At 71.3% G+C, this 21,414-nt stretch carries 19 protein-coding genes; 8 read left to right on the top strand and 11 right to left on the bottom strand.

What is annotated here, in order from left to right; translation table 11 throughout:
* Nucleotides 1–151 precede the first annotated feature (151 nt).
* The 4 genes from ACFQQI_RS01955 to ligD (ACFQQI_RS01940) form a co-directional block, all read right to left on the bottom strand.
* Nucleotides 152–676 (bottom strand): hypothetical protein, encoded by a 525-nt coding sequence (locus ACFQQI_RS01955; protein ID WP_378557112.1) that lies wholly within the window; start codon nt 674–676, stop codon nt 152–154.
* A 109-nt stretch (nt 677–785) separates the two neighbouring features.
* Nucleotides 786–1,706: a non-homologous end-joining DNA ligase gene (ligD, locus tag ACFQQI_RS01950; RefSeq protein ID WP_378557110.1), complete on the bottom strand. Its 921-nt coding sequence runs from the start codon at nt 1,704–1,706 to the stop codon at nt 786–788.
* 9 nt (nt 1,707–1,715) lie between these two features.
* Nucleotides 1,716–2,423, bottom strand: coding sequence for a hypothetical protein (locus ACFQQI_RS01945; protein ID WP_378557107.1), 708 nt, complete (start codon nt 2,421–2,423; stop codon nt 1,716–1,718).
* The gene (gene ligD, locus ACFQQI_RS01940; protein ID WP_378557104.1) at nt 2,420–3,337 is read right to left on the bottom strand and encodes a non-homologous end-joining DNA ligase; all 918 of its coding nucleotides are present in this window, start codon (nt 3,335–3,337) and stop codon (nt 2,420–2,422) included. The genes ACFQQI_RS01945 and ligD (ACFQQI_RS01940) overlap by 4 nt, the downstream gene beginning before the upstream one ends.
* On the opposite strand from ligD (ACFQQI_RS01940), the gene ACFQQI_RS01935 reads away from it, so the two are divergent.
* Genes ACFQQI_RS01935 through ACFQQI_RS01915 form a run of 5 tightly spaced genes read left to right on the top strand, consistent with a single transcriptional unit; the run spans nt 3,336 to nt 7,622 of the window.
* Nucleotides 3,336–4,655, top strand: a complete 1,320-nt coding sequence (locus ACFQQI_RS01935) for a flavin-containing monooxygenase (RefSeq protein ID WP_378557101.1) — start codon at nt 3,336–3,338, stop codon at nt 4,653–4,655. The two genes, ligD (ACFQQI_RS01940) and ACFQQI_RS01935, sit on opposite strands and share 2 nt — an antisense overlap.
* A complete protein-coding gene (locus ACFQQI_RS01930; RefSeq protein WP_378557098.1) occupies nt 4,655–5,599 on the top strand; it encodes a bile acid:sodium symporter family protein in 945 nt (314 codons plus the stop codon). The genes ACFQQI_RS01935 and ACFQQI_RS01930 overlap by 1 nt, the downstream gene beginning before the upstream one ends.
* A gap of 47 nt (nt 5,600–5,646) precedes the next feature.
* Entirely contained in the window at nt 5,647–6,540 is an 894-nt protein-coding gene (locus tag ACFQQI_RS01925; RefSeq protein ID WP_378557095.1) for an SDR family oxidoreductase, read from the top strand.
* A 4-nt stretch (nt 6,541–6,544) separates the two neighbouring features.
* Nucleotides 6,545–7,456 (top strand): Ku protein, encoded by a 912-nt coding sequence (locus ACFQQI_RS01920; protein WP_378557092.1) that lies wholly within the window; start codon nt 6,545–6,547, stop codon nt 7,454–7,456.
* Between the two features lie 28 nt (nt 7,457–7,484).
* Nucleotides 7,485–7,622, top strand: a complete 138-nt coding sequence (locus tag ACFQQI_RS01915) for a hypothetical protein (protein ID WP_378557089.1) — start codon at nt 7,485–7,487, stop codon at nt 7,620–7,622.
* Nucleotides 7,623–7,645: 23 nt separating this feature from the next.
* Here ACFQQI_RS01915 and ACFQQI_RS01910 read toward each other — a convergent pair whose 3' ends face one another.
* On the bottom strand, nt 7,646–8,398 hold the full coding sequence (locus ACFQQI_RS01910) for a TetR/AcrR family transcriptional regulator (protein WP_378557086.1): 753 nt from the start codon (nt 8,396–8,398) through the stop codon (nt 7,646–7,648).
* A 91-nt stretch (nt 8,399–8,489) separates the two neighbouring features.
* Between ACFQQI_RS01910 and ACFQQI_RS01905 the strand changes: the two genes are divergently transcribed.
* A complete protein-coding gene (locus ACFQQI_RS01905; protein WP_378557083.1) occupies nt 8,490–9,410 on the top strand; it encodes an ATP-binding cassette domain-containing protein in 921 nt (306 codons plus the stop codon).
* A 20-nt stretch (nt 9,411–9,430) separates the two neighbouring features.
* Entirely contained in the window at nt 9,431–10,210 is a 780-nt protein-coding gene (locus ACFQQI_RS01900) for an ABC transporter permease (protein ID WP_378557080.1), read from the top strand.
* Between the two features lie 12 nt (nt 10,211–10,222).
* Here the strand turns inward: ACFQQI_RS01900 and ACFQQI_RS01895 are convergent, their stop codons facing one another.
* A complete protein-coding gene (locus ACFQQI_RS01895) occupies nt 10,223–11,542 on the bottom strand; it encodes an SLC13 family permease (protein ID WP_378557077.1) in 1,320 nt (439 codons plus the stop codon).
* Nucleotides 11,543–11,621: 79 nt separating this feature from the next.
* Between ACFQQI_RS01895 and ACFQQI_RS01890 the strand changes: the two genes are divergently transcribed.
* Entirely contained in the window at nt 11,622–12,383 is a 762-nt protein-coding gene (locus ACFQQI_RS01890; protein WP_378557074.1) for a sulfite exporter TauE/SafE family protein, read from the top strand.
* Here the strand turns inward: ACFQQI_RS01890 and ACFQQI_RS01885 are convergent.
* From ACFQQI_RS01885 to ACFQQI_RS01865, 5 genes are read right to left on the bottom strand one after another with little or no spacing between them, the layout of a single operon-like run.
* Nucleotides 12,355–13,188: an SDR family NAD(P)-dependent oxidoreductase gene (locus ACFQQI_RS01885; protein ID WP_378557071.1), complete on the bottom strand. Its 834-nt coding sequence runs from the start codon at nt 13,186–13,188 to the stop codon at nt 12,355–12,357. The two genes, ACFQQI_RS01890 and ACFQQI_RS01885, sit on opposite strands and share 29 nt — an antisense overlap.
* Nucleotides 13,185–14,261, bottom strand: a complete 1,077-nt coding sequence (locus ACFQQI_RS01880) for an ABC transporter permease (RefSeq protein ID WP_378557068.1) — start codon at nt 14,259–14,261, stop codon at nt 13,185–13,187. Before ACFQQI_RS01880 ends, ACFQQI_RS01885 begins: the two co-directional genes overlap by 4 nt.
* On the bottom strand, nt 14,258–15,094 hold the full coding sequence (locus tag ACFQQI_RS01875) for an ABC transporter ATP-binding protein (protein ID WP_378557065.1): 837 nt from the start codon (nt 15,092–15,094) through the stop codon (nt 14,258–14,260). Before ACFQQI_RS01875 ends, ACFQQI_RS01880 begins: the two co-directional genes overlap by 4 nt.
* The gene (locus tag ACFQQI_RS01870) at nt 15,091–16,494 is read right to left on the bottom strand and encodes an amidase (protein WP_378557062.1); all 1,404 of its coding nucleotides are present in this window, start codon (nt 16,492–16,494) and stop codon (nt 15,091–15,093) included. The genes ACFQQI_RS01875 and ACFQQI_RS01870 overlap by 4 nt, the downstream gene beginning before the upstream one ends.
* Nucleotides 16,495–16,520: 26 nt before the next feature.
* Nucleotides 16,521–21,365, bottom strand: a complete 4,845-nt coding sequence (locus ACFQQI_RS01865) for an NAD-glutamate dehydrogenase (protein ID WP_378557059.1) — start codon at nt 21,363–21,365, stop codon at nt 16,521–16,523.
* Between the last annotated feature and the right edge of the window lie 49 nt (nt 21,366–21,414).

Raw genomic sequence — 21,414 nt, 5'->3', positions numbered from 1 at the left:
TCGGGCTGACGGCGACCGTCCGCGCTCCCCCCAGATGCGCGGGCGGCCACCTTCAGCCCGGCGACCGGAGGGGCGAGAGCCCCTTCGGCCACAGCTCTTCAGTTGTGAGGCAGAACCCGATCCGGTCCGGACCGGTCCAGACCGGTGCGGGTCACCCCGTCGTGTCGGTGCTCTGCCAGGTGTACGTCGCGACCGCGGGGTCGCCCTGGTTCGCGAACGGCGCCGAGTCGGGCAGCGAGACCGTGAACGTGAACGTGCTGGCTCCCCCGGGCGGCAGGTTGCCGACGTCCTGTGCGACGTCGTTCATGCCGCCGAAGGCGCCGTCGTACACGGTCCGGCCGTCCTGCTCGATCCTCAGGTCCAGCACGCCGCCCGCGAAGGCCGACGGATCGGCGGCCTCCTCGAACGACAGCCGTGACTCGCCGGTCGCGGAGTTGCGGATCGTGATGGTCCTGACCACCGAGTCACCAGGCTCGAGCTCGGTGATGGTCAGCGTGGCGCCCTGACCGGGTGCGGCCTGGAGGCGGATGCCGGTCGCCGCCTCACTCGCCCCGGTCCACGGGATGCCGGTCACCGTCGCGAGCACGCCCACGGCGGCCAGCGCGACCACCGGGAGCACGAACCGGCTCGCCTGCACACGCGTGGTGCGGGTCGGCGCGGTCGTCGCGATGGTCATTGGGTCCTCCGGTTGCAGCCCCTCGGCGTGGCCACACGCTAGGAGGACGGCGTCCACGCAAGGTCAACACGGGCTCCACGCCGGACCCACTGTTTGGTAACAGACCGCCCTATCGCGGATCGGCGAAGAGGTCGCCGTGCTCGGCGATCCGCGCCAGCACCTGCTCGGGCGTGAACTGCTCGAGCCCCAGCGGGTCCTCGGCGCCCTCCTCGACCTCGTCCCAGCCGACGGGGGTGGCGACCGAGGGGCGCTCCCGGCCGCGGAGGGAGTACGGCGAGATGGTGGTCTTCGAGCCGGCGTTCTGGGACCAGTCGAGGAAGACCTTGCCGCTCCGCCGCGCCTTCGTCATCGTCGCGGTCACCAGCTTCGGGTGCTCTCCCTGGAGCTCCTCGGCGACCTCCTTCGCGAGCGCGCTGGACTCGTCGGAGGGCAGGCCGCCGGGCAGGTCGGCGTACAGGTGCAGGCCCTTGCTGCCGCTGGTGACCGGCTTGGCGTCCAGGTGGCGCTCGGCGAGCTTGTCGCGCACCAGCAGGGCGACCTGGCAGCACTCGTGCAGGCCGGCGGGCTCCCCCGGGTCGAGGTCGATGACGAGGCGGTCGGCGTTGCGGGGCCGGCCGTTCTTCCCCACGGTCCACTGGTGGACGTGCAGCTCGAGGGCGGCGAGGTTGACCAGCCAGGTGAGCGTCGCGAGATCGTCCACGATCGGGAAGACGAGCGTGTCACTCGAGGACTGCGCGCGGGAGCCGGTCGTCGGGACCTTCGCCGTCCGCACCCACGAGGGGGTGCCGTTGGGGGTGTTCTTCTCGAAGAAGCTGGCCTCCTGGACGCCGTGCGGCCAGCGGATCCGGGTCACGCAGCGGTCGCGCAGGTGCGGCAGCATCGTCGGCGCGACCTGGGCGTAGTAGTTGAGCACCTCGCCCTTGGTGTAGCCGGTGCGCGGGTAGAGCACCTTGTGGAGGTTGCTGAGCGTGAGGGTCCGGCCCTCGACGTCGACGCGCACCTCCTCCCGCTGCGCTGGCCTGTCCGGCACTGCTCCCCCTCAGCGGCCGACCGCGATCACGGGCCGGTGGTCCGGGTCCAGACGCCTCATGAGCGCGGCGATGAACCAGCGCGGCGCGCTCACGCACCCGGCGGTCGCCCCGCTGCCGTTGACGTGCAGGAAGATGCCGGAGCCGCGGTGCCGCACCTGCCCCTTGTTGAAGCCCATCACGATCGCCCACTCGTACTGCTGCCGGTAGTCGGTGAGCCGCTCCGAGGCGTTGGGGTCGCTGCTCGGGAGCCACCAGCGGAAGCCGCCCTGGCGCTGGTTGCGGTAGCGGTTGTAGTACGGCGAGGCGTTGTCCTGGACCCAGAAGTCCCCGCGGCGCACCTGGCGGTAGCGCAGGTCCCAGGAGTCGTCGCGGGCGTGCATCCCGAACGCCCACGGCAGGTCGTAGGTCCCCAGCGGCGTGGTGCCGGTGTTCTGGCGCCGGCGGTGCCCGGGCACCAGGCCGCCGTAGCCGATCCGCCCGTCGGCCGCCTGCATCCGCTGCTCCCAGCCGTCGCCGGTCAGCGCCCAGAACGTGATCCGGGCGCGGTGGCCGCCGGTGTGGTCGACCGTGACGACCTGGCGGGTGCCCTCCCGGAGGCGGACGTCGACGCCGTCGAGGGTGACGTGGGTGCGTTCGGCGGCGCCGGCAGGTGCGGGCGCCAGCCACGCGGTCGCGGCGACGACGAGGACGAGCAGGAGTCGGATCGGCCGGTTCACAGGTCCTCCGGTGCGAGGTCGGTGCGGACCCCCTGGAACGAGGGCTGTCGCAGGCGGTCATACCCACGACCGTGCGTGTCGATGTCGACGACGAGCACCGGCTCCAGCCAATGGGTGCCCTGGGCGTCGACCCGCGGCACCTCGTCGACGAACGGGCTGTCGGCCCGGCCCAGTCCGGCGACGAGACCGGTCAGCGCGGCGCTCTGCTTCGGCCCGATCCCGCTGCCCACCCGGCCACGGTAGACCAGCCCGTCGGGCGTCTGCTCCCCGACGAGCAGGGCGGCCAGCCGGTCGGACGAGCCCTCCTGGGGGCGCCAGCCGCCCACGACGTACGACAGCCGGTGGCGGTGTGCGAGCTTCAGCCAGTGCGGCGTGCGCTCGCCGGGTCGGTACGTCGAGGTCCGGCGCTTGCTGACCACGCCCTCCAGGCCCTGCTGGAGCGTGGCGTCGAAGAGCATCGCGCCGTCGTCGTACGCCGTCGGGACCTGCCAGCCGCCGTTGATGCCCAGCCCTTCGAGGACGCCGCGGCGCTTCTCCAGCGGCTCGCCGGTGAGGTCGCGCCCGTCGAGGCGGAGCAGGTCGAAGACCATGTAGATCGCGGGGACCTTGTCGGCGAGCCGGGCCGCGGTCGAGGCCTTGCGGACGTGCATCCGCTCCTGGAGCGTGCGGAAGTCGGGCAGGCCGCGGTCGTTGAGCGCGATGATCTCGCCGTCGACGACCAGGTCGCGGTCGCCGAGCGGGCTGGTGGCGAGGTCGGGCCACGCGAGCGTGATGGCGTTCTCGTTGCGGCTGGTCATCCGCAGCACGCCGCCGGTGACGGCGGTGATCGCCCGGACGCCGTCCCACTTGACCTCGTGGGTCCAGGCCCCGCCGGCGGGCACGTGGTCCGTCTTGGTGGCGAGCATCGGACGCATGCCTGACATCATGCCGGTCGTGACGGACGACACCTACGCCGTGATCGGCGCCGGGCCCTCCGGCCTGGCTGCTGCGCGGAACCTCCAGCGCTTCGACATCCCGTGGCACGGCTACGAGCTCTCCTCGGGCGTCGGCGGGCTGTGGGACATCGGCGGCCCGCGCAGCACGGTCTACGAGTCGGCGCACCTGATCTCCTCGAAGCGGACCACGGAGTTCGCCGAGTTCCCGATGCGCGACGAGGTCGCCGACTACCCCTCGCACCGCGACCTGCTGACCTACTTCCGCGACTTCGCCTCGACGTACTCGCTGACCGACGGGTTCTCCTTCGGCACCGAGGTCGTGTCGGCGAAGCCGTCGGGCGACGGCGGCTGGATCGTCGTCACGGAGGGACCTGACGGCCGCGTCGAGCGGCGCCACGCGGGCGTGATCGCGGCCAACGGGACACTGAGCGAGCCGTCGGTGCCGACGTTCGAGGGCTCCTTCGACGGCGAGGTGCTGCACACCAGCGCCTACAAGTCGCCGACGGTGTTCGCCGGCAAGCGGGTGCTGATCATCGGCGCCGGCAACTCCGGGTGCGACATCGCGGTCGACGCCGTCCACCACGCGGCGTCCGTCGACATGTCGGTGCGCCGCGGCTACTACTTCGTGCCGAAGTACCTCTTCGGCAAGCCGGCCGACACCCTCAACCAGGGCCGCCCGCTGCCACCGCGGATCAAGCAGGCGATCGACTCGCGGGTGCTGAGGCTCTTCACCGGTGACCCAGTGAAGTTCGGGTTCCCGAAGCCCGACTACAAGATCTACGAGTCGCACCCGATCGTGAACTCGCTGGTGCTCCACCACCTGGGCCACGGCGACCTGCACGTGCGGCCCGACGTACGCCGCTTCGCCGGCGACTCGGTCGAGTTCGTCGACGGCTCGTCGACGGCGTACGACGTGATCGTGCTGGCGACCGGCTACCACCTGCACTACCCGTTCCTCGACCCGGCGCTGCTGCGCTGGGCGGGCCGCGGGAGCGCGCCGGACCTCTACCTCAACATCTTCACGCAGGAGGACCCGAACCTCTTCGTGCTCGGCATGATCGAGGCGTCCGGCATCGGCTGGCAGGGCCGCTACGAGCAGGCCGAGCTGGTCGCGTCGTACCTCCGGGCGCGGGCGGACCGACCGGATGCCGCGCGCGCCCTCGAGGGCCGGGTCGCCGGACCCCGCCCCGACCTTTCGGGCGGATATCGCTACCTCGGGCTCGAGCGCATGGCTTACTACGTCAACAAGGACGCCTACCGGTCCGCGGTGCGCGACGAGATCGAAAGGCTCCGTTGATGCCGCCCCTGCTGACCAGCCTGGCCGCCGACGTCGACAGCATCAAGATCGACTTCAGCGGCGGCGCCTCGACCGTGCTGAAGATCGTGATCGCGACGATCCTGTTCGGCATCGCGCTGGACATCAGGATCACGGACTTCACCGCGGTGCTGCGACGGCCGTTCCCGATCCTGGTCGGCATCGTCGCGCAGTTCCTGTTCCTGCCCGCACTGACGCTGCTGCTGACGATCGTGCTCGACGTCCGCGGCTCCATCGCGCTCGGCATGATCCTGGTGGCCTGCTGCCCGCCCGGGAACGTCTCCAACATCCTGACCCACCGAGCCGGCGGTGACGTGGCGCTGTCGGTCTCGATGACCGCGATCAGCAACCTGCTGACGATCGTGATGCTGCCGATCAACTTCGCGTTCTGGGCCGGCCTCTCCCCCGCTGGCGAACCGCTCCTGCAGGACGTCGACCTCGACCCCGTGAAGACCTTCCTCGAGATCGCGCTGGTGATCGGGCTGCCGTTCGTCGCGGGTGTCACCATCAACCGGCTCTGGCCGAGCGTCGCGCACCGCGCCCACAAGGTCGTCGGGCCGATCTCGTTCGTCCTGCTGCTGCTGATCATCGTGCTGGCGTTCATCGGCAACTGGGACATCTTCACGAGCTACATCACCCTCGTGCTGCTCGCCGTGTTCATCCAGCACGCGATGGCGCTGGGGCTCGGGTACGGCGTGGCCCGCGGAACCGGACTGCCCAGCCGCAGCCGCAAGGCGATGACGTTCGAGGTGAGCGTCCGCAACACCGGGCTCGGGCTGGTCCTGGTGTTCGCGTACTTCGACGGCCTCGGCGGGATGGCGCTGGTCGCCGCCTGGTGGGGCCTGTACGACATCCTCGCAGGCCTCGTGGTCGCGGCGCTCTGGAAGCGCCGGACGGCCGACCTACCGGACCCGGTGAACGCGTGAAGGCGGTCCCAGAGGAGGTTGCGCAGCAACCGTCTCGAAGGGTGCTGGTGACGGGCGGGGCCGGCTTCCTCGGGCGCTCGGTCGTCGCCGGTCTCACCGCCGCCGGCCACGAGGTCGTGAGCGCCGACCTGCGCCCGCCCTCCGTGGTCATGGACGTGACGTCGGAGTCGAACGTGTCCGACGTGATCTCGTCGGTGCGGCCCGAGGTCGTCGTGCACCTCGCCTCGATCGTCACGCCGGGCCCCGGCTCGACGCGCGAGCTCGAGTACGCCGTCGACGTCACCGGCACCCGTCACGTGCTCGACGCCTGCGTCGCGCACGGCGTGCGCCGGGTCGTGGTGTCGTCGAGCGGTGCGGCGTACGGCTACCACCCCGACAACCCGGCCTGGATCACCGAGGACCAGCCGGTGCGCGGCAACGAGGAGTTCGCGTACAGCCACCACAAACGGCTGGTCGAGGAGATGCTGCCGGCGTACCCGACCCTCGAGCAGGTCGTGCTGCGCATCGGCACGATCCTCGGGGCGTCGGTCGACAACCAGATCACCGCGCTGTTCGAGCGGAAGCGCCTGCTGAAGATCCGCGGCTCGGAGTCGCCGTTCGTGTTCATCTGGGACACCGACGTGGTCGCCGTCATCGAGCAGTCGGTGACCGGTTCCGTGACCGGGGTGTTCAACGTCGCCGGCGACGGCGCGCTGACGATCACCGAGATCGCGGAGCTGCTCGGCAAGCCGGTGCTGACCATTCCCGAGCCGGTGCTGCGCGGAGCGCTGACGGTGCTGTCGCGGCTCGGCCTCTCGCCGTACGGGCCGGAGCAGACGATGTTCCTCCGGTACCGCCCCGTGCTCGCCAACGACCGGCTCAAGGAGGTCTTCGGCTACACGCCGAGCCGGACGAGCCGCGAAGCGTTCGATGAATGGAGGCGGGCTCGCAAGTCATACTGACACCATGCGAGCAATCTGGAAGGGCGCGGTGTCGTTCGGGCTGGTGAGCGTGCCGGTCAAGCTGTACGCCGCCACCGAGTCCCACGACGTGTCGTTCCGGCAGGTGCACGCCAAGGACGGCGGGCGCATCAAGTACCAGCGGGTCTGCTCGCTCGACGGCGAGGAGGTCGCGTACGCCGACATCGCCAAGGGCTACGAGACCGAGGACGGCGAGATGGTCATCCTCACCGACGACGACATGGCCGAGCTGCCGTCGACGTCGTCGCGGGAGATCTCCGTCGAGAAGTTCGTGCCGTCCGACCAGATCGACCCGATGCTCTTCGAGAAGTCCTACTACCTCGAGCCGGAGAAGACCGGCGCCAAGCCGTACGCCCTGCTGCGCCAGGCGCTCCTCGACGCCGACCGGATGGCCGTGGTCACCGTCGCGCTCCGGCAGCGGACGACGGTCGGCGTGCTACGGGTGAAGGACGACGTGATCGTGCTCCAGACGATGATGTGGCCCGACGAGATCCGCGTCCCCGACTTCTCGGTCGACACCGGCGAGGTGAAGCCGCAGGAGGTCAAGATGGCCAACATGCTCGTCGAGACACTCGCCGGCGACTTCGACGCCTCGGAGTTCGAGGACGACTACGCCGGGGCCGTCGACGCGCTCGTCAAGGCGAAGATCGAGGGCGGCGAGGTCAAGCGCACCGAGACCTCCACCAAGACCTCCGGCGAGGTCGTCGACCTGCTCGCCGCACTGCAGCGCTCGGTCGACGCGGCCAAGACCGCCCGCGGCGAGTCGGCGCCCGAGGAGGCAGAGGAGAAGCCGGCGAAGAAGGCTCCCGCCAAGAAGGCCGCGAAGAAGACCGCGGCCAAGAAGTCGACCACGAAGAAGTCGACGACCAAGAAGGCGGCGGCCAAGAAGGCCAGCTGAACCTCGGCCCGCGTGCCACCATGGGGGCATGGCGGATCCTGACTACCGGAAGCTCCCCGAGCCCGTGTCCCTGGAGGACACGGTGACGACCGTCGACCCGGCGCCCGCGCACGACCCCGAGGGCGACCGCAACAAGGAGCAGCACCGCGCCCTGCGCGACGACTGACCCCGCTCGTACGGCGACTGGCGTCAGCGCTGCCTGAGGTGGGACTCGATCCCGTCGAGGATGCGGGCGAGGCCGAACTCCAGCTCACGGCGCGGGTCGGTGCCGGCCTGGTAGGCCTCACCCGTGGCTGAGCCGACGCGGCCGGCGAGCGGGTAGTCCCGACCCGCCATCACGCGACCGAGCTCGTCGGCGTTGGCCTCCCACCACTCGAGGTCGGTCATCCCGGACTGGCGCTCCGCCCGCCGGACGGCGTGCTCGGCCCGGGCGACGTTCGCCGCGAAGCCCGCCACGAGCGTGATCGTCTGGTCCATCTCGATGTCGTCGAGGCCGACGCCCTCGATCGCGGACAGCTGCCACTCGTAGCGGTCCGCGACGTGCGGTCCCAGCCACGGCCGCACGCCGACGACGTCCAGCAGCCAGGGGTGCGCCCGGTGGATGGCGAGCGCGGCGTCGGCGACCAGCGTGAGCCGTGCACGGAGGTCGCCCGTCATGGGCTCGATCGGCTCGCGGCCGTAGACCTGGTCGACCATGAGAACGACCAGGTCGTCCCGGCTCGCGACGTACGAGTAGAGCGTCATGGCGCCGATCCCGAGGTGCTCGGCGAGGGGCCGCATCGAGAGCGCCTCGAGACCGTCCCGGTCGGCCAGCTCGATCGCGGCGTCGACGACCTCGTCGACGCTCACCTTCGGGCGCCGGCCCCGCTTCGGGCCCTCGTCCTCGGCACCCAGCACGTGTCGCCAGAGCAGGCGCAGGGTCGGGTCCGGTTCGGCTGGCACGCGGCGATCCTAACTTTCTCGTACGGCGTACGGAACAAATGCTACTCTCGGCGCGTTCTGATCCGTACAGCGTACGAATATTGGAGGAAGCATGCACCCACCCCTGGTCGCGCGCCAGGTCTGCAAGCGGTACGGCGACACCTTGGCCCTCGACGGGTTCGACCTCGTGGTCGAGGCCGGGACCGTGCACGCGCTGCTCGGCCCGAACGGCGCCGGCAAGAGCACCGCGGTCCGCACGTTCGCCACCCTCACCCGGTACGACGCGGGCGAGGTCCGCGTCGCCGGGCACGACGCCAGCCGCGCCGGCGCCGCGGTCCGTCAGTCGATCGGCCTGGTCGGCCAGTCCCCCGCACTCGACGAGGTGCTGTTCGGGCGGGAGAACCTGGTGCTGCTCGCCCGACTGTACGGCCTGTCCGCCCGCGCTGCCCGCAGCCGGGCCGACGAGCTGCTCGCGTCGTACGGGCTCGCCGAGGCGGGCGACCGCAAGGTGGCGACGTACTCCGGGGGGATGCGGCGGCGGCTCGACATCGCGGCGAGCCTGATCCGCCGGCCGAGCCTGCTGTTCCTCGACGAGCCAACCACCGGGCTGGACCCGCGGGGCCGCAACGAGGTCTGGGCGGCGGTCCGGCAGGTCGTCGCCGAGGGCACGACCGTGCTGCTCACGACGCAGTACCTCGACGAGGCCGACCAGCTCGCCGACCGGATCACGGTCATGGGCACCGGCTCCGTGATCGCCGAGGGGACGTCGGCTCAGCTGAAGGACCGCCTCGGTGGCGACCGCGTGATCGTCACGGCAGCCGACGTCGAGGCCGTCGCCGGGGCGCTGGGCGTCCCCGCCGACCCCGAGACCAGGCAGGTCGTGGTCGAGGCCGGGCCGGACGGCGGCACCGCCGCGCTGCTGCGGGTCGTGCGAGCGCTCGACTCCGCCGGGCTCGAGGTCGACGACGTCCTGCTGCGCCGCCCGACCCTCGACGAAGTGTTCCTCCACCTGACCGAAGGGAGCCTCCGATGAGCGGCTCGATCACTGCCCCGATGACTGCCTTGCGCCAGGGCTGGCTGATGACCCGGCGCGACCTCATGCACTGGCAGCGCGAGCCGTGGGGGCCGATCTTCGGGATCGCCTTCTCCCTGATGCTGCTCCTGGTGTTCGGCTACCTCTTCGGCGGCGCGATCGGGGTGCCGGGCGGCGGCGACTACCTGGACTACCTGCTCCCGGGCATGTTCGCGCTGACCATGCTCTTCGGGGTCGAGACCACGATGGCCGCGGTCACCCAGGACTCGAAGCGGGGCATCACGGACCGGTTCCGGTCGATGCCGATCCACGCCGTCGCCGTACCTCTCGGCCGGTCGGCCGCCGACCTCGCCAACTCCGCGGTCCAGCTCGCGGTGCTGATGGTCGGCGGCGTGATCGTCGGCTGGAGCATCGACGGCGGACCGGGTGGCGCCGCGCTCGCGGTCGCCCTGCTGCTGTGGCTGCGGTTCGCCGTGCTGTGGATCGGCATCTACCTCGGGCTCGCCCTGCGTGGTGAGGGATCGCTGGCCGCGGTGCAGGTCCTGGTCTGGCCGCTCGGGTTCCTCTCGAACCTGCTCGTGGCGCCGGAGACGATGCCGGACTGGCTCGGCACGCTCGCCCAGTGGAACCCCGTGTCGGCCACGGCCGCCGCCGCTCGCGATCTGTTCGGCAACCCCACCGGGATCACCGACGGCGTGCTCGCCGACCACGCGGTGCTGCTCGCGTTCGCGTGGCCCGCGGTGCTGACCGCCGTGTTCCTGCCGCTGTCGGCGCGCGCGTACCGGAACCTCTCCCGCTGAACGCTGGCGGCGTCACCAGCCCGGCAGCACCAGGGCCGCCCACACCAGCAGCGGTCCGGCGACGACGACGATCACGCTGTAGGTCAGGATCTGCTTGTAGTAGACCTGCTCCTCGATCGTGTCGGGGCGGTTGGCCAGCATCAGGGCGCCGTTGGTGGAGAACGGGCTGACGTCGACGATCGTCGACGACACCGCCAGGGCCGCGACGAAGAGGCCGGCGCTGACGCCGCCGTCGGCGATCAGCGGGATCGCGATCGGGATGATGACGGGCAGCAGCGCGGTCGACGACGCGAACGCCGAAACCACGCCGCCGACGTAGCAGAGCACCAGTGCGCCCAGGACCGCCGTGCCGAGCCCCGCCGCCCAGTCGCCGACGAACTCCGGCGAGCCGGCAGTCTCGAGGATCGTCGCGTAGGTGCTGACGCCGGCGACGAGCAGCACGGTGGGCCAGGCGATCTGCTTGACCGCGTCCTTGTGCTCGTTGGGCGACAGCATCGCGAGCAGCACCGCGGCGGTGATCGAGACGAAGCCGATGTTCTTGTCGAAGGCCAGGGCGATCAGGGCGACGCCGAGGAAGGCGAGGAGCGTCAGCACCTGGTCGCGGCGCACACCGACCGCCTGCGTGCCGACCGGCGCGGAGGCGCCCGTGCCGCGCGCCGGCACGGTGGCGCCGCCGCGGTGCAGGTCCTCGGTGAGGGTGTCGTCCTCGTCGGGGTCGATCCGCTGCGACATCAGCGAACGGCCGCCGAGCACGATGAAGAGCACGACGGCGAGCGCGAGGTTCACGAAGAGGCTCGCGAGGAAGATGGTGATCTCGCTGTTGGGCAGGTCGTTCTGCGCCATCACGGAGTTGGTGATGGTGCCGTAGATGCTGATCGGCGAGAACCCGCCGGCCTGCGCCCCGTGGACGACGAACATGCCCATCATCAGCGGACTGATGCCGTAGCGGCCCGCGAAGCCGAGCGCGATCGGGCCGATGATCGCGCACGCCGCCGGGCTGACCGCGCCGACCGCGGTCAGCACGGCGGTGACCGCGAACATCACCCACGGGATCAACGCCACCCGGCCGCCCACGGCCTTCACCGCGGTCCGGACGATCAGGTCGACCGTGCCGTTGTTGCGTGCGATCGCGAAGAGGTACGTGACGCCGATCAGCGTCAGGATCAGGTCACCGCTGACCCCGGCGACGATCTCCTTCTCGTCGAGATCGAGCGAGAACATGCCGACCAACCACGCGGCGACGTACGCCAGCGCTCCCATGTTGATCGGCAGCACCGTGCCGACGACGAACAGTGCGACGAGGGCGATGATCGCCACCCACTCCGGACCCATGCGGGCACTCCTTCGAAGCCGCCGGCGGGGGTCCCGAGTGACCCCGATCACGCCGGCGGCGCTCCTCTAGCCTTACCCGGTGACCGGCCTCGAACACCTCGCCATCGTCGGGACCGGCCTCGTGGCGGGGATCATGACCTCGACCGTCGGAGTGGCGTCCCTGCTGAGCTTCCCGGTGCTGGTGGCGCTCGGCCTGCCGCCCGTGGTCGCGAACGCCTCCAACACGGTGGGGATGGTGCCCGCGGGCCTGACCGGGTCGCTCGGCTACCGCCGCGAGCTGCGCGAGGAGCCGGCCGTGACGGCCGCCGTGATCACGACCTGCGCGGCGGGGGCCGTGGGCGGTGCCGCATTGCTGCTCGCGCTGCCGCCCGGGGTCTTCGAGGCGATCGTGCCGTGGCTGATCCTCGGCACCTGCCTGCTCGTCGGCGCCCAGCCACGGATCCGGCGCTGGCTCGGCCGCAAGCACGACGCGGTGGAGCCGGGCGACTCGCACCTCTCCCCCGCCACGACGTTCTTCTCCACGCTCGTCGGGGTGTACGGCGGCTACTTCGGCGCCGGGTCCGGCGTGATGATGATGGCGGTGCTCGGCATCGGGTCGCACCTCGACTTCCGCGTGATCAACGCGCTGAAGACACTGGCCGTGCTGGCCAGCAACCTCGTCGCCGCCGCGATCTTCCTGGTCGTCGCCGAGCTCGACTGGACGGCGGTGCTGCTGCTCGCTCTCGGCTCGGTGGTCGGCGGGTACGTCGGCGCGCACCTCGGCCGCCGGCTCAACCCGGCGCTGCTGCGCGGCCTGATCGTCGTGGTCGGCGTCAGCGCGGCGGTCTGGATGCTCGTCTGAGGTCCCCTCTGGCCGCGGCGGAGTCCGGGAAGAGCCGGTCGAAGCGGTGGAAGAGCCAGTCGGCGAACCGCGGGGCGACCAGGCCGAGGAGCTCGCCGACGTTGCCGGAGAGCGTGTTGACGTTGACCGGCCGCTTCTCCATGGCGCGCACGACGCGCGCGGCCGCCTGCTCGGGCGTCGCGCCGCGCCCGGCGTACGCCTCCGTCGGCGCGCTCATCGCCGTCCGCACCAGCGAGAAGCGCATGTTCGTGAACCGCACGTTGTCGCCGTAGCACTCGCGGGCCGCGACGCGGCTCCACGAGTCGAGCGCGGTCTTGGAGGCGATGTAGGCGCTGAACTTCGGCGCCTTGAGCTGCACGCCCCACGTCACGATGTTGACCACGTGCCCGAACCCCTGGGCACGCATCGCCGGGAGCAGCCCCAGCGTGAGCCGCACCGGCCCGAGGAAGTTGATCGCCATGCTGCGCTCGATGTCGTGGAAGCGGTCGTAGCTCAGGGCCAGCGACCGCCGGATCGACCGGCCCGCGTTGTTGACCAGGTGGTCGACGGCACCGTGCTCGTCGAGCACCTGCGCGACCAGCGCGTCGACGGCGTCGAGGTCCGTGAGGTCGCAGGGGTACGCCGCGGCGCGGCCACCCGTGGCCTCGATCTCGCGGCGGACGCGGTCGAGCTCGTCCGCCCGTCGGGCCACGAGCAGCACCGTCGCGCCCCGCGCGGCCACCGCCTTCGCGGTCGCCTCCCCGATCCCCGACGACGCACCGGTGACCAGGATCCGACGGCCGGCCAGGGAGTGTGGAGTGCTCATGTGGTCTCCCACCGGAAGAGCTTCGCCGAGATCAGCGTGACGACGACCGCGAAGATCGCGAGGAAGAGCATCGGCAGCAGCGCCGCCGTCCACGGCTCCCCCCGCACCATCACGTCGAGCATGCCGTCGTTGAGGTGCTTGAGCGGCAGCAGGTTCGACACGGTCTGCAGCCACTGCGGCGCGGCGTCGAGCGGGAAGAACGACCCGCTCAGGAAGGCCATCGGCAGCACCATGAAGTTGGCGGCGTTGACCGCGCCCTCCTGGGTCTTCGTGATCGCGCCGGCCAGCAGCCCGAGCGACATGAAGCACAGCGTGCCGACGACGAGCAGCGGGATCGCCATCCACCACGCCCCCGTCAGCGTGAGGCCGAAGAACAGCGCCCCGATGCCGATGAAGATCGCCATCTGCACCAGCGCCACCGCCACCGTCACCGACACCCGCGCGCCGACGACCGTGCGGGTCGACACGGGCGCGAGCTGGAGCCGGCGGAGCAGCTTGGTCTGGCGCCACCCCTGGATCGTCGCGGCCGCGCCGAAGGCGGCGCTCATCGCGACCGCCCAGCCGAGCAGTCCGGGGGTGAAGTACTGGATGGTGTCGAGCGAGTCGTCCTCGACCGACTCGACCTCCAGCGTGTACGTCGGCGGCTGGCCCGTCACCGCGACGTTGGTGCCGTCGACGAGTGCCTGCAGCGCGCCGGCCGTGATGCCCGCCTTCGCGGGGTCGGTGCGCGTGTAGTGCGCGACCAGCGTGTCGCCCTGTTGCTCGATCGCCACGTCGGCATCGCCCTTGCGCACCTGGTCGACCGCGTCATCGAGGTCGTCGGAGCGGGTGACCTCGAAGGTCGCGTCGAAGGTCGCGTCGGCCTCCTCCGGCAGGTCGTCGATCAGCGACACGTCCCCGACGACGATCATGTCGACCTTGCTCGCCGACTGGTCGCCGAAGAGGCCCCCGAAGAGCACGAGGAACATCAGCGGGAAGATCACCGCGAAGAAGACCGCGGTGCGGTCGCGCACGAAGCCGAGCAGGATCGCCCGCGACAGCGCCCAGAACGGGCCCTGCGTCAAGGACCTCATGCGCGGTACTCCCGCCCGGTCAGGTCGAGGAAGACGTCCTCGAGCGTGCCGGTCTGCACGCGGACGCCGTCGAGGCGGTTCTCCTCCGTGAGCCGGGCGATCTCCGCGGCCGGCTCACGCGTGGTGATCACATCGCCGTCGGCCAGCATGATCCGGGTCGGGGCGTCGAGCCGGTGGATCAGGGCCGACGGGGTGTCGTAGACGAGCAGCCGCCCATTGTCGATGATCGCGACCCGGTCGGCGAGAGCCTCCGCCTCGTCCATGTAGTGGGTGGTGATCACGACGGTGCGGCCCTGCTCGTTGATGTCGTTCAGCAGGTCCCAGAGGTTGCGCCGCGCCTGCGGGTCGAGTGAAGCCGTCGGTTCGTCGAGGAACACCAGCTCCGGGTCGTGCACCAGCGCGCAGGCGATCGACAGGCGCTGACCCTGGCCGCCCGACAGGTCCTCGACCCGGCTGTCCGCCTTCTCGACCAGCCCCACGCGCTCCAGCCACTCGTCGGCGTGCGCTGCGGGGACGCCGTACAGCGACGCGAAGGTGTGGATCTGCTCGCGGGCCGTCAACCGCTCGAAGAACGACGAGGCCTGGAGCTGGACGCCGATCCGCGGCAGCAGCGCGTGGTTGCGCGGCCACGCGGGCAGCCCGAGCACCGTGGCGGTCCCCTCGGTCGGCTCGCGCAGGCCCTCGATCATCTCCAGCAGCGTGGTCTTGCCGGCGCCGTTGGGCCCGAGGATGCCGACGAACTCGCCCTCGGCGACCGTGAGGTCCACGCCGTCGACGGCACGCAGCTCGCCGTACACCTTGGTGAGCCCGGCGACCTCGATCGCCGCCGTCATGCTGCGGCCACCGGAGCGAGCAACGGCCACGGGCGGGCCGACTCGATCTGCGCGGACAGCGAGAAGAGGGTGGCCTCGTCGTCGGTGCGCCCGACCAGCTGCACGGCGAGCGGGAGCCCGTCCGGCGCCGTACCGCAGGGCACCGACGCGGCGGGGTTGCCGGCGACGTTCCAGATCGCGGCGTACGCGATCGACGGCATCGCCCTCAGCGACGACTGGATCGTGCCGACGCCGTCCAGCCGGCCGACCGGTGGGGGTCGATGGGCGATGGCGGGCGTGAGCAGCACGTCTACCTCCTGGAAGATGCGGTTCGCCTTCGTCGACACCTTCTCGGTCTGCCCGAGCGCCCACTCGACGACCTTCGGGGTGACCCAGGCGCCGAGCCGGCAGGTCTCCCGGGTGCGTCGCTCGAGGCGGTCGTAGTGCTCGACGTGCTGGGCCTCGTGCCTGATGCCGGCGAAGAACTGCGGCACGAACGCCGCTGTCGGGTCGGGGTAGTGCGGATCGACCTGGCGTACGTCGTGGCCGAGGTCGGTCAGAAGGCGTGCGGCGTCCTCCACCGCGCGGACGTGCGCCGGGTCGGGCGCGACGCCGATCGTGACGGACTTGATCGACCAGCCGATCCGCAGCCGACCGGGCGCCCGCCCGACCGCGTCGACGAAGGAGTCGTCACCACCCGCCGTGTAGAGGTCGCCCTCGACGTTGCCGCGGATGACGTCGTAGACGATCGCGCTGTCCCGGACGGTGCGCGTGAGCGGCCCGGCCGTGCCGAGCGCGAACCACAGGTGCGACTGCGGCGCGGTGGTGACCCGGCCGCGCTGCGGCTTGAGGCCGAAGAGACCGCAGCTGGCGCTGGGGATCCGGATCGAGCCGCCGCCGTCTCCGCCCATGCCGGCCGGGACCATGCCCGACGCGACCGCGGCCGCCGTACCGCCGCTGGAGCCGCCGGGCGTGCGGTTGCGGTCCCAGGGGTTGCGGGTGATGCCGCGCGAGACCGACTCGGTGAACGGGAACGCCCCGAACTCCGGCATCGTCGTCTTGCCGACGATCACCGCTCCCGCGGCGCGCAGCCGGGTGACGACCTCGGCGTCCACGGCGGCCGGGGTGGAGTTGCCCTCGCCGCCGAAGGTCGTGACCGTGCCGGCGACGTCGATCTCCTCCTTGATGGCGATCGGCACACCGTGCAGCGGCCCGGGCGACGCACCGGAGGCCAGCGTGGCGTCCCGCGCCTCGGCCTCCGCGATCGCCTCGTCGGCGAGCACCCGGGAGAAGGCGTTGAGGTCGCGGTCGCGCTCGTCGATGCGAGCCAGTGCGGCCTCGACGGCACCGCGCGCGGAGACCTCACCCTCCCTCACCAGCCGTGCGGTCTCGGCCACACCGGCCGCGGCGAGATCGGTCATGGGAGGACGCTATCGGCTGGGGACGCTCAGCCCGAAGCGAGTAACCCGCGCACCACCCGCAGCGCCACCGACAGCCGGGCCAGGTCGGCCTGCTCGTCGGCGCAGATCTCGTCCAGGGTCGCGGCCGCTCGCGCGACGACGACCTCCTCGGCCGCCTCCCACGCCGCGACCCGCGCCGGTGCGGGGTCGTCGACCGACGTCGCCGCCAGCACCTGCGCGGTGAGCTGGGCGTGCACGGTGTGCAGATCGTCGCGCAGCGAGGCGCGCGCCATCGTCTGCCAGCGGTCGGCCCGCGGCAGCGCGAGGATCCGCTGCACCAGGGCCGGCAGCCCCAGCCGCTCCCCCAGGGCGAAGTGCACCCGGGCGACCGTGCTCGGGTCGAGGCCCTCGCGCTGGGCGATCTCGATGACGCCGAGCAGCATGTACGCCGGCGGCAGCACGGCCACCCGCGACGCCAGGTCCTCGGGCACGCCCGAGCGCTCGAGCGACTCCTTGCGCTCGACGTACGCCCCGAGCTCGCGGCCGCCCATCAGCTCGGGCAGCTCGGCCATCGTGCGCCGCACCGGCTCGCCGAACAGCTCGACCGTGGCCTCGCTGTCGAGCGGCGGCCGCCGGTTGTTGACCAGCCAGCGCGACGCGCGCTCCACCAGCGTCCGCATCTCGAGGCGCATCCGGGTCTGGACGGCCGCGTCGAGACGGTTGTCGTAGGTCGTCAGCTCCCTGCGGAGCTCGAGCGACGCGAAGATCTCCCGGGCCACGAAGTTCGCCCGGGTCAGCTCGCCCGCGCTCGCGCCGGTCTCCCCCGCGAGCCGCGGCCAGTAGGTCATGCCCGCGCCGTTGACGAGGTCGTTGACCACCTGGGTCACGATGATCTCGCGCCGCAGCGGGTGCTGGCCGACCTGGTCGACGAAGCCCTCCTGCACCTGGGTCGGGAAGTAGGCCCGCAGGTCGTAGTGGAGGTACGGGTCGTCCGGCAGGTCCGACTCCAGCAGCTCCTGGGCGAGCACGATCTTCGTCCACGCCAGCAGCACCGAGAGCTCGGGCGCCGTCAGCCCGTCGCCGCTGTCGAGCCGGCGCTTGACCTCGCGTGCCGGCGGCAGGCCCTCGAGCTCGCGGTCGAGCACGCCGTCGCGCTCCAGGCGCCGGATCCACTCCTCGTGGACGTGCAGCATCGAGGGCGCGTGGTCGATGGCGTTGGCGAGCGCGAGGTTCTGCTCGTAGTTGTCGCGCAGCACCAGGTCGGCGACCTCGTCGGTCATCTCCGCGAGCAGCCGGTTGCGCTGCTTCGCGGTCAGGTCGCCGTCCTTGACGACCCGGTCGAGCAGGATCTTCAGGTTCACCTCGTGGTCCGAGGTGTCGACGCCGGCGGAGTTGTCGATGAAGTCGGTGTTGATCCGGCCACCGTTGAGGGAGTACTCGATGCGGCCGAGCTGCGTGAGGCCGAGGTTGCCGCCCTCACCGACCGCGCGCGCCCGGACGTCGCGACCGTCGACGCGGATCCCGTCGTTGGCCTTGTCGCCGGCCGCCGCGTGGCTCTCGGTCGACGCCTTCACGTAGGTGCCGATGCCACCGTTCCAGAGCAGGTCGACCGGCGCCTGGAGGATGGCGTGCATCAGCTCGGCCGGTGTCATCGCGGTGACACCCGCCTCGATGCCGAGCGCGTCACGGACCGCGTCGTTGAGCGGGATCCGCTTCAGCTGGCGGGAGTAGATGCCACCGCCCTCGGAGATGAGGCCCTTGTCGTAGTCCTGCCAGCTCGATCGCGGCAGCTCGAACAGCCGCTTCCGCTCGGCGTACGACGCCGCCGGGTCCGGCGTCGGGTCGACGAAGATGTCGCGGTGGTCGAACGCCGCGACCAGCCTGATGTGCTCCGAGCAGAGCATGCCGTTGCCGAAGACGTCGCCGGACATGTCGCCGACGCCGACGACCGTGAAGTCCTCCGCCTGCGTGTCCACGCCGCGCTCGCGGAAGTGCCGCTGCACGGAGACCCACGCGCCGCGCGCCGTGATGCCCATGGCCTTGTGGTCGTAGCCGACCGAGCCACCGCTCGCGAACGCGTCGCCCAGCCAGAAGCCGTAGTCCTGCGCGACCCCGTTGGCGATGTCGGAGAACGTCGCGGTGCCCTTGTCGGCCGCCACGACGAGGTAGGTGTCGTCGCCGTCGTGGCGCACCACGTCGCGCGGCGGCACGGTCTCCCCGTCGACCAGGTTGTCGGTGATGTCGAGCAACCCGGAGATGAACGTCTTGTAGCAGGCGACGCCCTCGGCCAGCCAGGCGTCGCGGTCGCTGGCGTCGGGGAGCTGCTTGCAGAAGAACGCGCCCTTCGCGCCGACCGGCACGATGACGGTGTTCTTCACCATCTGCGCCTTGACCAGGCCGAGCACCTCGGTACGGAAGTCGTCGCGGCGGTCCGACCAGCGCAGGCCACCGCGGGCGACCGCGCCGAAGCGGAGGTGCGAGCCCTCCACGCGCGGCGAGTAGACGAAGATCTCGTACTTCGGCCGCGGCGCCGGCAGGTCCGGGATCGCGTCCGGCTCGAGCTTGAGCGCGATGTAGGCCTTCGGGCCGCCGTCGGACGCGGGCTGGAAGTAGTTGGTGCGCAGGGTCGCGCGCACGAGCGTCAGGTACGAGCGCAGGATGCGGTCGTGGTCGAGGCTGGCCACGTCGTCGAGCGCGCGGTTGATGCGCTCCTCGACCACCTCGGCGCGGCTGCGGTCGGCCTTCGGGTCGAACCGGATCTCGAACAGCTGCACCAGCAGCCGGGTGATGTCGACGTTCCCGCGCAGCGCGCCCTCGATGTAGTCGAGCGCGAACGGCGAGTTCCCCTGGCGCATGTACTTCGCGTAGGCGCGCAGCAGCGTCGCCTGCCGCCAGCTCAGCCCGGCGGCGAGCACCAGCGCGTTGAAGCCGTCGACCTCGTTGAAGCCGTCCCACACCGCGCGGACGGCGTCCTGGAAGAGCTCGCGGGCGTTGTCGGGCAGGCTCGCGCCGTACCGCAGCCCGAACTCGTAGATGTACGTCGGCCGCTCCAGGTCGACCTGGTAGGGCCGCTCGTCGACGACCTCGACGCCCATCGACGACAGCATCGGCAGCACGTTCGAGAGCGAGAGCGGGCGGCCGATCCGGTAGACCTTGAGGCGGGCCTCGCCGCGGCCGGCGTCGAGGTCCTCGTAGAGCGAGAGGTCGAGCCCGGACTCGTCGTCGTCGAGCCGGATGTCCTCGAGCCGGCCGAGGTCGACGGCGCCCACGCGCGCCGCGAAGTCCTCCTTGTACGCCTCCGGGAACGAGTCGAGGTAGCGGCGCAGCAGCGCCGTGCCGGCCTCCTCGCCGTACGACGCGAGCACCGCGGACGTGAAGTCGTCCCGCCACGACCGGGAGGCGTCGAGCAGCCGGCGCTCGAGATCGGTCGTGTCGACCTCGCGGATGTCGGCGCCCTTCGGCGGGTGCACCACGAAGTGGACGCGCGCCGTCGTCGACTCGGTCAGCCGGACCGTGAACTCGACCGACTCCCCACCCAGCCGGTCCCGCAGGATCTCCGAGAACCGCTCGCGGACCGCCGTGTTGTAGCGGTCGCGGGGCAGGTAGACGAGCACCGAGACGTAGCGGCCGTAGGTGTCGCGGCGGATGAAGAGCCGCAGCTGCCGGCGCTCCCGGGCGTGCATCGCCTGCTCGGCCATCGGCGCGAGCTCGTCGACGGTCGTGTGGAAGAGCTCGTCGCGCGGGTAGGTCTCGAGCGTGTCCATGAGCGCCTTGCCGTCGTGGCTCATCGGCGAGAACCCGATGCGCTTCAGGACGGCGGCCGCGCGCTCCCGCAGCAGCGGGATGCGGGTCAGCGACTCCGTGTAGGCAGCGCTGGAGTAGAGGCCGAGGAAGCGACGCTCGCCCACGACCTCGCCGTTCTCGAACTTCTTCACACCGACGTAGTCGAGGTACGCCGGGCGGTGCACGGTCGACCGCGAGTTGGCCTTGGTCAGCACCAGCACGGTCTTCTCGCGGGCCTTCGCGGCCGCCGCCGCGGGGAGCCGGCCGGACGTCGCGCCCATCAGCTGGTCGGCGCGCAGGATGCCGAGCCCGCTGCCGGGGACGCCGCGCAGGTACTCGTCGTCGCCCTGCCGCTCGAGCCGGTACTCCCGGTAGCCGAGGAACGTGAAGTGGTCGTCGGCCAGCCACTGCAGCAGGTTGCGGGCCTGCTGCACCTCGGCCGGGTCGACGCCCTCCGGCGGCTCGGCCGACAGCTCCTCCACGACTGTCGCGACCTGGGTGTGCATCTTGTCCCAGTCCTCGACGGCCTCGCGGACGTCGCGCAGCACCCGCTGCAACGCCTCCTCGATGGCGGCGACGTCGTCGCCCTCGGGGACCCGGTCGATCTCGACGTGCATCCAGGACTCGCGGACGACCCCGTCCTCGTGCTCGGTGCCGTCGGCCACGGGCCGCACGCTCTGGAGCGAGCCGGTGATGTCGCGGACCACGTCGAAGACGGGGTGGATCACCAGGTGGACGTCGTGGAGCTGGCGGGAGAGCTCCATCGTCAGGGAGTCGACGAGGAAGGGCATGTCGTCGACGACGACCTCGACGACGGAGTGCCCGTCGGCCGACCACCCCTGGTCGCTGGGGCCGGGCGTCAGGACCCGGACCCGGGCCGTGCCCTGCGGCCGGCTGCCCGCGAGCTTGTAGTGGGACGCGAACGCCCCGTAGACGTCGATCTCCGAGCGGTCGGCGATGTCCTCGGGGGCGACATGGCGGTAGTACGCACGGATCAGCGTGTCGACCTGGTCGTGGGGCGGACCGCCACTCCCCCTCCCCGATCGCGCCAGCTCGATCGCGCTCTCGAGGAGCGCGGACTTGTCCACATCATGCGTCGCCGTTGACACAGTTCTGACACTAGGACCCCACGTCGGCTACCGGCCAGTCAGGGTCGGA

The organism is Nocardioides sp. GCM10030259, assembly GCF_042666375.1.
In the GTDB taxonomy this organism is placed as follows: Bacteria; Actinomycetota; Actinomycetes; order Propionibacteriales; family Nocardioidaceae; genus Nocardioides.
Note: the sequence above shows the minus strand (reverse complement) of the source record. Positions and strands in the feature narration are given on the sequence as shown.